The organism is Flavobacterium undicola (genome assembly GCF_009909155.2).
Classification (GTDB): domain Bacteria; phylum Bacteroidota; class Bacteroidia; order Flavobacteriales; family Flavobacteriaceae; genus Flavobacterium; species Flavobacterium undicola.
Genome location: NZ_JAAAPM020000005.1, coordinates 114,436 through 126,379 on the forward strand (window position 1 = coordinate 114,436; position 11,944 = coordinate 126,379).

Here is an 11,944-nt window from a genome sequence, read left to right on the forward strand (position 1 = left end):
TTATTTATCGTGTAATATTATTTTATTATCTCGGCAATCAGCAATTAACTGATCGATTTTTTCTTTAGTCAAATGTTCTTTGTAGAAATCGCCCAATTGCAACATTGGAGCGTATCCGCAAGCGCCTAAACATTCTACGCCTCTTACTTCAAAAAGTCCGTCAGCTGTAGTTTCGCCAATGCCTACGCCTAATTTTTCGCAGGTATAATCCATTAAATCTTCGGTTCCTCTTAGGCAGCAACATGAAGTTTGGCAAAATTCGAACATGTATTTCCCAATTGGTTTTAGGTTGTACATGGTATAGAAAGTAGCTACTTCGTAAACTTCAATAGGTAATATTCCAAGAATTTCGGCAACCTTATCCATTAATTCAATGCTCATCCAGTTGTCGTGAGCGTCTTGAACTTCGTGCAAAACAGGCAATAAAGCTGATTTTTTCTTGTCTTCAGGATAATGACTAAGTAATTCATTGATGCGATTCATCAATGTTTCTGTCATGTTTATTTCTTGTTCGTAATGTTTTCTTTCCATTTTTTCTTCTAAATCTGAAATCTTTATGCGTCTAATTCTCCGGCAATTACATTTAAACTGGATAAAATAACAATGGCATCTGATAGTAATGCCCCTTTTGTCATTTCTGGATAAGCCTGATAGTAGATAAAACAAGGTCTTCTAAAGTGAAGTCTGTATGGAGTTCTACTTCCGTCAGTAATCAGGTAAAACCCTAATTCTCCATTTCCTCCTTCTACCGGATGGTAGATTTCGGCAACCGGAACGGGAACTTCTCCCATTACAATTTTGAAATGATAGATTAAAGATTCCATATTATTGTAAACATCTTCTTTTGGAGGCAGGTAATAATCAGGAACTTCAGCATGGTATTCGTTTCCTTCAGGCATTTTGTCTAAGGCTTGACGAATGATGCTTAAACTCTCCCAAACTTCGGCATTACGAACACAAAAACGATCGTAAGTATCTCCTGATTTTCCTACTGGAATTTTGAAATCAAAATCTTCGTAAGAGCTGTAAGGTTGAGCCACACGTACATCATAATCAACACCGGCAGCACGTAAATTAGGGCCAGTAAAACCGTAAGACATTGCTTTTTCGGCAGTAATTGGACCTACATTAACCGTTCTGTCTATAAAAATTCTGTTTCTTTCGAATAAGTTTTCAAATTCTTTCCATGCCGGTGGAAATTCTTCAAGAAAAGTGTCTAATAATTCAAATGCTTTTGGAGTCCAGTCTCTTTCAAAACCACCAATTCTACCCATGTTTGTTGTCAAACGGGCACCACAAATTTCTTCGTAGATTTCGTATACTTTTTCTCTAAATTGGAAGACATAAAGGAAACCAGTATATGCGCCGGTATCAACTCCTAAAATGGAATTACAAATCAAGTGATCGGTAATTCTTGCCAATTCCATTACAATAACTCTCAAATATTGAGCTCTTTTAGGAACTTCAACACCTAGTAATTTTTCTAAAGTCATCCACCATCCCATGTTGTTGATAGGAGAGGAGCAATAGTTCATACGATCGGTAAGAGGAGTAATTTGGTAAAACGGACGATTTTCGGCAATTTTTTCAAAAGCACGATGGATATAACCAATAGTTGGTTCAGCATCTAAAATGCGTTCTCCATCCATCAACAGAATATTTTGGAAAATTCCGTGAGTAGCTGGGTGAGTAGGCCCTAAATTCAGGATAGAAAGCTCGTTTCCATCTTCATTTAGTTGCTCTTTTATTATTTTAGCATAGCGATGCTCTGGTGGTAATAATAGTTCTGACATTTATAGAATGTGAAAAATTATATATTGTTTTTTTAGCAATTGTCTATTGTTCTACCGAAGAAACGGTCGTCTTTATCGGTTCTTCCTCCGTCTTCCAATGGGAATTCTTTACGCATAGGAAAAGAAGTCATTTCATCCATATTCAAAATACGTTTCAACTGTGGGTGACCAATAAAATTAAAACCATAGAAGTCATAGGTTTCTCTTTCCATCCAATTAGACGATAAGAAAATATTTGATAGTGTTTTTATTTCTGGATTTTCTCCGTTAATAAAAGTTTTGATTTTAATACGTTTGTTTTCGTACCAATTGTGTAGAAGATATACAACCGCAAATTGTTTTTCTACCGGATTTTCAGGATAATGAATACCACATAAATCAGTTAAGAAATGAAAACGTAAATCGGGATCGTTTTTTAAGAATAAAATGATAGCGGTATTTTTGTGAGCATTTATTTCAAAGGAGAAAATATCTCTTTCCTGTTGGAAATTAAAAACATCTTCTGCAAAAGTTGCTACTAATTTTTCTTGAATAGCTGTGTTTTCTAATGCCATTTTATTTGATATTATAAGAAGCTAATAATTCTTGATACTCCGGCGAACTTCTTCTTCTTACAGATTCTGATTTTACTAGTTCCTGTAATTTCATCACGCCATCAACAATTTGTTCAGGTCTTGGAGGGCAACCCGGAACATAAACGTCAACAGGGATTACTTTGTCAATTCCCTGAAGAACAGAGTAAGTATCGAATATTCCACCTGAACAGGCGCAGGCGCCAACAGAGATTACCCATCTAGGTTCAGCCATTTGTTCGTAAACCTGACGTAAAATAGGAGCCATTTTTTTAGAAATAGTTCCCATAACCATCAACATGTCAGCCTGACGTGGAGAGAAACTCACACGTTCAGAACCAAAACGTGCCAAGTCATAATGAGATGCCATAGTGGCCATAAATTCAATACCGCAACAAGAAGTTGCAAAAGGCAATGGCCAAAGCGAATTGGCACGAGCCAAACCTACAACGTCATTTAGTTTTGTGGCAAAAAATCCTTCGCCTACAACACCTTCAGGAGGGGCAACCATTTTTATTTTTGAATCGCTCATTTTAATCTTAGATTGCTGATTTTAGATTTTAGATTTTGAAAAATTCTAAAAAGTAAAATCAATTTTTAAATCAATTTTTATAGTTTGAAGAGTTTATATTTTAATTCTAAACGAGGCTGGATGACAACCAAATCCTAAGTCTAAAATCACGAATCTAAAATCTACAATCTTTCTATTCCCATTGTAAAGCTTTCTTTTTGATGATATAGAAAAAACCAACTAAAAGCAAAGCCATGAACACCACCATTTTTATCATTCCTTCTATTCCAAGTTCTTTGAAGTTAATAGCCCATGGATAAAGGAAGATCACTTCAATGTCAAACAGCACAAATAAAATAGCAACAAGGAAGTATTTTACAGAGAAAGGAATACGTGCATTACCTACAGATTCAATTCCGCACTCAAAGTTTTTATCCTTAATTGCAGATTTTCTTTTAGGTCCTAATTTCCCAGAAATAATGATGGTAGCTACTACAAAACCTATGGCAAGTAAAGCTTGCATTAGTATTGGGAAGTAATTGAATTGTCCTGATTGCATAATAATAAATTTTGTGCTAAAATAAGTCACAAAGATATGCTTCAATGTTATAAAACACAAGCGGACTATGAAAATTAGTGCTTGATTTTAAGGAGTTTTTTTCTAATTTTTAACGATTATAAATAAGCTTTTTTTAGTTTTCTTAAAAAAAACTAAAAATTTAAGATTTAATTAAAAAAAAAACGTTCCGAAATAAATCGAAACGTTTTTTTTAGCATTCGTAACAAAAAAATATTTTGTTTAGATAACTGCAACTTTAGCAGCAACTTTTCCTTTTCTTCCTTCTTCTTCTTCGTAGCTAACTCTGTCACCTTCGCGTAATTCTTCCGCGTTGATTCCTGAAGCGTGAACAAAAATGTCTTTTCCTGTTTCTTCGTCTGTAATGAATCCGTAACCTTTAGACTCATTGAAAAATTTAACTGTACCTGTACGCATTGTAATAGTAATAATAATTTATAATGAAGCAAATGTAATGTTTAATATAATACGAAAATCATTAATATCAATTTTTTTCATAAAATAATTGATATTCAGTGTATTCAGGCCTTTTCGAAAGATATTTATTATAAATCTAATTGGATGTGTAATTCGTTTAATTGCGCGCTGTCAATGGCCGAAGGAGCATCAATCATCACGTCTCTTCCTGAGTTATTTTTAGGGAAAGCAATGAAGTCACGAATGGTTTCCTGACCACCTAAAATAGCTACTAATCGATCCAATCCAAAAGCCAAACCTCCATGTGGTGGCGCTCCAAATTGGAAGGCATCCATTAAGAATCCGAATTGTGCTTTTGCTTCTTCTTCAGAGAAGCCTAAATATTTAAACATCAATTGTTGGGTTGCTTTATCGTGAATACGGATAGAACCTCCTCCAATTTCATTTCCGTTTAAAACCATGTCGTAAGCATTAGCACGAACTTTTCCGGGTTCGGTTTCTAATAATTGCATGTCTTCTGGTTTTGGAGATGTAAATGGATGGTGCATCGCGTGGTAACGATCACTTTCTTCGTCTAATTCTAATAAAGGGAAATCAACTACCCAAAGAGGTGCAAAAACTGCTGGATTACGCAATCCTAAACGAGTTGCTACTTCCATTCTTAAAGCACTCAATTGTGCTCTGGTTTTATTAGCCGGACCTGAAAGCACAAAAATCATATCGCCTGCTTTAGCTCCGGTTGCTTTAGCCCAATTAGTTAAATCGTCCTGGTCGTAGAATTTATCTACCGACGATTTGAAAGTACCGTCTTCGTTGCATTTTGCATACACCATTCCTGATGCACCCACTTGTGGACGTTTTACCCAGTCAATTAAGGCATCAATTTCTTTACGGGTATAATTTCCAACGCCTGGAACAGCAATTCCCACTACTAATTCAGCAGCGTTGAATACCGGAAATTCTTTATGTTGAGCAAATTCGTTTAATTCTCCAAATTCCATCCCAAAACGAATGTCTGGTTTGTCATTTCCGTAGGTTTTTATCGCATGCTCATAAGTCATACGAGGAAATTTGTCTACTTCAATTCCTTTGATTTCTTTTAGCAAATGACGCGTTAAACCTTCAAATATGTTCAAAATATCTTCTTGTTCCACAAATGCCATTTCGCAATCGATTTGTGTGAATTCAGGTTGACGGTCGGCACGTAAATCTTCGTCACGGAAACATTTCACAATTTGGAAATATTTGTCCATTCCACCTACCATCAATAATTGTTTGAACGTTTGTGGTGATTGTGGCAAAGCATAAAATTGTCCTTCGTTCATACGGGAAGGAACAACAAAATCTCTTGCTCCTTCAGGAGTTGATTTGATTAAATAAGGAGTTTCTACTTCGCAAAAATCCAAATCAGACAAATATTTACGTACTTCCATTGCCACTTTGTGACGGAAAAGCAAACTGTTTTTTACCGGATTTCTTCTGATATCTAAATATCGGTATTTCATTCTGATATCTTCACCACCATCGGTTTCATCTTCAATCGTGAATGGAGGAGTCAGCGCTGCATTTAAAATGTTTAGTTCAGTAACTAAAATTTCGATTTCACCTGTTGGGATGTTTTTGTTTTTAGCTTCTCTTTCGATAACAGTTCCCTTAACTTGAATTACAAATTCTCTTCCAAGGGTTTTTGCTAATTCGAATACTGTTTTTTCTGTACGACTTTCGTCGAAAATTAATTGTGTTATTCCATAACGGTCTCTTAAATCGACCCAATTCATGAATCCTTTATCACGTGATTTTTGAACCCAACCCGCAAGTGTAACTTCGGTATTGATATGTGAGGCGTTCAACTCGCCACAGTTATGACTTCTATACATGGTATAAATTTTAGTTTTTTTGCTCTTTTTAGCGCGAGTGCAAATTTAGGACTAATTATGAATTTTAGATTGTGAAAGACGATTTTTTGCATTTTCCCTTTTTTAATTTTTCATTAAAAGTGATTCTTTGATTTAAAATGCTTCTAATTTGCTCTTTTTGGAGAGAATTTTCTTGTTTTTTAGTTTCCAATGTTAAGCTTTTGTCTATGTTATGAAATTGTTACCAAAATGTTTTTTTAATGTAAATTTTGTTTCTAATTTTGGTGAAAAGGATGTAAACAATTAATAATTAACGATATGAAAAAGTTTGTAATTTTAGTAGCAGTATTATTCTCAGGGGTTATTTTTGCTCAAGATGTGAAGCCAGTTTTAGAGCCATTTGGGAAAAAAGTAAAAGCCACTTATTTTCATGAAAATGGTCAAGTACTACAAGAAGGTTTCTTTGTTAAAGGAAAATTAGAAGGAACTTGGGTTTCTTATGATGAGAATGGAAACAAAACAGCATTGGGTGAATATAAAAATGGGAAAAAAGTAGGTAAATGGTTTTTCTGGTCTGAAATCAGCGAAAAAGGATTTACTAATTTAAATGAAGTGGATTATTCAAACAATAAAATAGCATCAGTTAAAAACTGGAAAAAAGAAGCTATTGCTAATGTGGATTAAATACAATTTGTTAATTAAAAAAAGGCTTTTCCAGATTTTTGGAAAAGCCTTTTTTGATGCAATTATTTTACCTTTTACAGTTTTTAGGCTGTGAATCAGTCTCGAATCTGCTAAATTTTTAGGATACGGATTCGTTTTTTAAATCAATTATTTCTGAAATAATTTAAAACCTATTCCAATTTCTAATCCTCGCAATTCAGCTAATCCTTTTAATCGTCCTATTATAGAATAACCAGGATATTTGTCCTTTCCGTCTTCCATTGAATGGAGAAATCCGTGGTCAGGTCGCATGGGTAAACTAACTTTTTTATTATTCATAAGAACTATTAATTTCTCCATAACAGCTTCCATAGGATTATCTCCATTAAGATGTTCTGATTCTCTGAAAATATTTTCATCCTCTCGAACCACATTTCGCAGATGTAAAAAATGGATTCTATCGCCAAATTCTTCAATTATTTGAACCAAATCATTTTTAGGATCAGCGCCTAGAGAACCAGTGCAGTAGCATAATCCATTGGCATTTAAAGGAACCGCATCAAATATTTTTCTAATATCGGCTTCGGTACAAACAATACGCGGTAATCCCATAACTGAGAAAGGAGGATCGTCAGGATGGATAGCTAGTTTCAAACCTAATTCTTCTGCTAAAGGAGCTACCTCAGACAGGAAATAAATAAGATTCTCTCTTAATTTGTTATCGTCAATATCTTTGTAATTGTCTAATAATGATAAAATTTGTTCAGCAGTAAAATGGATTTTGCTTCCGGGTAACCCTAAAAGTACATTTTTAAACAACAGCTCTTTTTCTTCGGTAGAAAGTGAAGCGCCAAAAGCAATTGCTTGTTCTTTTTGTTCAGCTGTATATTCATTTTCGGCATTGGGTCTTTTTAATAAATGAATGTCAAAATAAACAAAAGCAATGTGATTGTAAAGTAATGCTTTGCTGCCATCTGAATTAATAAAATTATGGTCTGTTCGAACCCAGTCCAGAATAGGCATAAAATTATAAGTAATGACCTTAATTCCGCACTGAGCAATGTTTCTTAGACTGGTTTTGTAATTCTCGATGTATTGTTTGAAATCGCCGCAAGCTCTTTTTATTTCTTCGTGAACAGGCAAACTTTCGATTACTGTCCAGTCCATTCCTGCTGCTTTAATTAAGTTTTGTCTTTCTTGAATGGCTTCAATAGTCCAAATTTCTCCAACAGGAATCTGATGTAAAGCGGTTACAATTCCAGTTGCGCCAGCTTGTTTAATATCTTCTAGATTTACAGCGTCTTGGGGGCCAAACCAACGCATGGTGTGTTGCATTTTTATCATTGGAGAAAAATTAAAATCCGATACTATTTCCACCATCTACTGGTAAAATTGTTCCTGTTACATATTTTGATTCGGCGGTAGCATAAAAATAAGCCGCATCAGCTATATCATCTGGTTCACCTAAATATCCCATTGGTGTTCTTCCTAAAACTTTGTTTTTTCTTTCAGGATCACTGTCTAAAGCTGTGGCTGACATTTTAGTTTTGATGAATCCCGGAGCAATACAGTTAACACGAATTCCAAAAGTTGCCAGTTCCACTGCCATAGCACGAGTCATGGCTTCAATAGCTCCTTTACTTGCCGAATAAGCAATTACTTTTGGGATTCCGTATTGAGAAGCCATAGAACTTACGTTAACAATACTTCCATTTTTGTGTTCTTTCATGTTTTTTACAACTTCTCGGCTTACAGCAAAAACACTTAAAAGGTTAGTATGAATGATAGATAGAAAATCTTCATCGGTAACATCGGTAAATTCTTTTTTTAAGTTAATCCCAGCATTATTAACTAAAATGTCAATTGGTGCATCTTTGGTAAGTTCAGCAATCATAGCCGGAATTCCATCTAAATTGCTCAAATCAAAAATTACGGGAATAGCATTGGTGCCAATTTCAGCACAAGCTTCTTCCGTTTTTTCTTTTGAACGTCCTATTATGTAGGTTTTAATGCCGTTGTCGCATAATTTTTTTGCTGTAGCAAAACCTAAACCGGAATTTCCTCCGGTAACAATTGCTGTTTTTGAATTCATTGTGCTTATTGTTTTCTTTTTATAATTAATTTCCGGCTGCAAAAGGGAATTTTAAATCTTCAAAATATTCCAGATATTTTGTTGGTTTCTCAACTGCTTTAGGAGTTTTTTTATTCGTACACAAATTTATACATTTTGTTTTATGTAGGTGTCCTGCATTGAAACCCCTCAACATCTTCGGGCTATTTTAAAGCCATTTCTTCCCAAAGTGAATGACCATTGTTTAATTTATATTCTTATGATATATAATTACCATAACAAATTTTTTCAGGACTAGACAGATTTAAAAAAGAGGAAGCTGTCTTTTCGGACAGCCTCTTATTTTGTCTTGAATGGATAAAATTACATACTGAGTTTTGGGTTAAAACCGTCTTTGCTTAGTTCTTTGTGTGTGTTTATTGTAATTTATAAGGGGCTAATAAGAACTCTTCATAATTTTCTGGAGAAACTATTTTTGATATTACATTGGTGTAGTTTACCGAAAAAGTGACTGGAATCTTATACTTGGTTTTAGCGTTCCATTTTATTTCGCAAGCTAAGATTGAGTTGTCGTTTTTTTCAATATAATCTATTTCCTGTTGCTGCGTGGTTCTCCAAAAATAAGAGTTGGCTTCGTCTTGTTGAATATTCAGTTGTTTTATGCGTTCGCTTATAATGTAGTTTTCCCAAAGACTGCCTGTATCAGTTCTTAGAGCTAACGGATTGAAATTAGCTGTAACCGCATTGATAATTCCATTGTCATAAAAATAGATTTTTTTACCTTTTTTTATTTCGTTTCTAACATTGTTCGATAAAGCGGGAAGTTTAAAAATTACAAATGCTTTTTCGAGCAGATCGATGTATTTTTCGACGGTTTTGTTGTCTATTTGAATGAGTTTGCCCAATTCGTTATAATTAACTTCGCTGCCCACTTGCAGTGCCAAAGCTTTCACAATTTTTTGGAGTAATACCGGCTTTGAGATTTGCTCCAGCAGGAACAAGTCTTTATATAAATAACTGTTGGCAATCAATTTTATATGTTCTTTGGCGTCTATAGGATTGGTAACTATTTCTGGATAGCTGCCATAGATAAGGCGTTGTTCTAAAGATCTTTTTTCTTCCAATAATCCACTATGGGTGACCATTTCTGAAAAGGCAATTGGGAACAAAAACATTTCATATTTTCTTCCTGTTAAGGGTTCGTTCAGTTTGTTGGCCAGTTCAAAACTCGAGGAACCTGTGGCGATAACCTGAACGGTTTTAATTTGATCTACAATAATTTTAAGTACAATCCCGATGTTTGTAATGCGTTGCGCTTCATCAATGACTAGAATTTCGTTGTCGCCAATGATATTTTTTAGTTTACTGACGTTTGGATTTTCGAATAAAACAAGTACATCCGATTCATCTCCATTCAGGAAAAGTGTTTTTTTGTTTAAGTCGGCAATTAAGTTTTGGACAAAAGTTGTTTTTCCCACTTGTCTTGGTCCAAAAACCAGCAGTGCTTTTCCTTTGAATAAGCGTGCTTTGGCGTAGGCTGTTTGTTCTCTTCTTATCATAAAGAATTGATTTTGAGAAAACAAAAGTACTTAATTTAGTTTTTATTCCAAAATAATTATGTTTTTTTTGGATTCAATTCCAAAATTATTATGTTTTTTTTGGATTCAATTCCAAAATTATTATGTTTTTTACTATTTGCTCGTGAATAGGGGGACCGTTTCCAAGTATCGTTTTAGATGGGAATAGGACGAAATCAGGAGGCATTTGCTTAGTATCCAGTTTTTTTAAGAAGATTTTTTAAAGCGGTTTTAGTTATCTCTTTATTTCGTTTAATATGTATTCCATTACTCGATTATTACCATTTAATAGGTCTTGAAAAGTATTGTGTATTTCAATATCAGGGACTAATGATTTTTCTTGATTTTTCGTTTTGTCCGGTCGTTCAATATAGACATATGAAATCGAGATAAATTTTTTTGTATTTGGTAATTTAAATGCCGAGCTTCCTGTTTGTGTTGTTGGTTTATTGCCTAATGGTTTACCAATGACTGTTGCCAAATGGTTATCTGCGATTGTTGTTGCTAGAACTTGCGCTGCACTAAAAGTTTGATTTCCAATAATTAAATAAACTTTTCCTTTGAATTTTGGTATTGTTTTGTCTAACAAAAAAGGACTGTTTTCTTTGGTTATATTTTCAAAATAAGGTTCGTTGAATAGTTTTTCGGTAATATTTACTTCTCCTTTGGGCAAATCTGTTTGATATTTTACTTTGTATAAGGCATTATACTTTCTATAATCTTTTTTAATTTGGGTTTTAAAATATTCAGAATTATTTATGTATTCTTTGAAACCATTGGGTTCTTTTTCTGTTAAATACCAAATAAGTTGCTTTCCAAGTCGTTCGTCTCCTCCTGTATTGTAGCTCAAATCAATTATGAGATTTTCAATTTTTTGTTCTTGTATTTTTTTAAAAAATGATTGAAGATATTTGCCGAAATTAGCTTCTCTAACTTCTTTTTTTATAAAAAAATGTGTCGCAATTGGTCTTGTTATAAAATTAGTGTAATTTCTTATTTCTGAGTTTATTGCGACATAATCTAAGCATTTGTTCATTTGTAAATAGGCAATATTTTCACTCTTGAAAATAGTGTCATAGAACCCATTATTTTGTTTAAATGTGAATCGATATTTTGGTTTTTTGGGCTTAACATTATATCCCTTTATTTTTGTTTTTTCTTTGTCTTTTAAAATAAAGCTGGAAATTCCTTCTGGATTTTCAACTACAAAGTTTAATTCTTTATTTTCAGGTTTATTAACTCCAATAGCTTCCCAATAGGAAGGAAAAGAATAATGAGAAAGAAATTGAAAGTATTTCCAATGTTCATTTTCACCACTTTCAAATTCAATTATTTTTTGTTCTATTTCTTTAATTGGAATATTGTTGATTGAAACTATTTTTTTTCCAATTATGGTACTGTCAACTTCCTTATCGATGTTTCCAATAACCCAATTTTCTTTTTCCTTATAAATCCCCAGACCATATCTGGTTTTGTCATATTTATTAAAATCTATAGAATAATTTGAATGTCCATCATTGAGGATAGAAATAAATTTTTTGAGTATTATATCAAATTTTTTTTCAGTTACTGTTTGAGACGCTTTTTCTATGAATTGATTCGATTTTTCATCAAAATTCGGTATTTTTTCATAAAGTCTGGGATACGTTTCTTTTATGATTTCTACAGTATAGATAGCGTCTTTATGAAAGTCTGAAAAAGATTTAAATCCAACTGAATTTTTATAATCAATTTTGGGAGTTTTAATTACCATTTTCATCAGACTTTGTTTGCTGCACGAATTCAACAAGATAGAAAGCAATGCTGAAACTAAAAGAAATTTTTTATTCATAATGGGGTTTTAATTGTACCTAATTTGTATTTATTTCCGCTAATATAATAAATCCATTCCTACAAAAAACAAGAAA

General features: G+C 33.4%; 12 protein-coding genes. 1 reads left to right on the forward strand and 11 read right to left on the reverse strand.

Annotation, left to right across the window (positions count from 1 at the left end; all coding sequences use genetic code 11):
• The 7 genes from GTZ96_RS04735 to aspS form a co-directional block, all read right to left on the reverse strand.
• A complete protein-coding gene (locus GTZ96_RS04735; RefSeq protein ID WP_161641438.1) occupies positions 1 to 531 on the reverse strand; it encodes a complex I 24 kDa subunit family protein in 531 nt (176 codons plus the stop codon).
• 23 nt (positions 532 to 554) lie between these two features.
• Positions 555 to 1,793 carry an NADH-quinone oxidoreductase subunit D gene (locus GTZ96_RS04740; RefSeq protein WP_161641439.1) on the reverse strand — a complete coding sequence of 413 codons (1,239 nt, stop codon included), beginning with the start codon at positions 1,791 to 1,793 and terminating at the stop codon, positions 555 to 557.
• 32 nt (positions 1,794 to 1,825) lie between these two features.
• Positions 1,826 to 2,347 (reverse strand): NADH-quinone oxidoreductase subunit C, encoded by a 522-nt coding sequence (locus tag GTZ96_RS04745; protein ID WP_161641440.1) that lies wholly within the window; start codon positions 2,345 to 2,347, stop codon positions 1,826 to 1,828.
• A gap of 1 nt (position 2,348) precedes the next feature.
• Positions 2,349 to 2,897 carry an NADH-quinone oxidoreductase subunit B gene (locus tag GTZ96_RS04750; RefSeq protein ID WP_161641441.1) on the reverse strand — a complete coding sequence of 183 codons (549 nt, stop codon included), beginning with the start codon at positions 2,895 to 2,897 and terminating at the stop codon, positions 2,349 to 2,351.
• 172 nt (positions 2,898 to 3,069) lie between these two features.
• Positions 3,070 to 3,435 carry an NADH-quinone oxidoreductase subunit A gene (locus tag GTZ96_RS04755; protein ID WP_161641442.1) on the reverse strand — a complete coding sequence of 122 codons (366 nt, stop codon included), beginning with the start codon at positions 3,433 to 3,435 and terminating at the stop codon, positions 3,070 to 3,072.
• A 240-nt stretch (positions 3,436 to 3,675) separates the two neighbouring features.
• Complete coding sequence (locus GTZ96_RS04760) at positions 3,676 to 3,870, reverse strand: cold-shock protein (protein WP_007137066.1); 195 nt, start codon at positions 3,868 to 3,870, stop codon at positions 3,676 to 3,678.
• Between the two features lie 128 nt (positions 3,871 to 3,998).
• Positions 3,999 to 5,747 (reverse strand): aspartate--tRNA ligase, encoded by a 1,749-nt coding sequence (gene aspS, locus GTZ96_RS04765; protein WP_161641443.1) that lies wholly within the window; start codon positions 5,745 to 5,747, stop codon positions 3,999 to 4,001.
• 297 nt (positions 5,748 to 6,044) lie between these two features.
• On the opposite strand from aspS, the gene GTZ96_RS04770 reads away from it, so the two are divergent.
• Positions 6,045 to 6,410 (forward strand): toxin-antitoxin system YwqK family antitoxin, encoded by a 366-nt coding sequence (locus GTZ96_RS04770; RefSeq protein ID WP_161641444.1) that lies wholly within the window; start codon positions 6,045 to 6,047, stop codon positions 6,408 to 6,410.
• Between the two features lie 147 nt (positions 6,411 to 6,557).
• Here GTZ96_RS04770 and uxuA read toward each other — a convergent pair whose 3' ends face one another.
• The 4 genes from uxuA to GTZ96_RS04790 form a co-directional block, all read right to left on the reverse strand.
• Positions 6,558 to 7,733 (reverse strand): mannonate dehydratase, encoded by a 1,176-nt coding sequence (gene uxuA / locus GTZ96_RS04775; RefSeq protein WP_161641479.1) that lies wholly within the window; start codon positions 7,731 to 7,733, stop codon positions 6,558 to 6,560.
• Positions 7,734 to 7,743: 10 nt separating this feature from the next.
• Positions 7,744 to 8,481 carry an SDR family NAD(P)-dependent oxidoreductase gene (locus GTZ96_RS04780; RefSeq protein ID WP_161641478.1) on the reverse strand — a complete coding sequence of 246 codons (738 nt, stop codon included), beginning with the start codon at positions 8,479 to 8,481 and terminating at the stop codon, positions 7,744 to 7,746.
• 395 nt (positions 8,482 to 8,876) lie between these two features.
• Entirely contained in the window at positions 8,877 to 10,019 is a 1,143-nt protein-coding gene (locus tag GTZ96_RS04785; protein ID WP_161641445.1) for an ATP-binding protein, read from the reverse strand.
• 253 nt (positions 10,020 to 10,272) lie between these two features.
• Positions 10,273 to 11,868 (reverse strand): S41 family peptidase, encoded by a 1,596-nt coding sequence (locus GTZ96_RS04790; RefSeq protein ID WP_181033142.1) that lies wholly within the window; start codon positions 11,866 to 11,868, stop codon positions 10,273 to 10,275.
• Between the last annotated feature and the right edge of the window lie 76 nt (positions 11,869 to 11,944).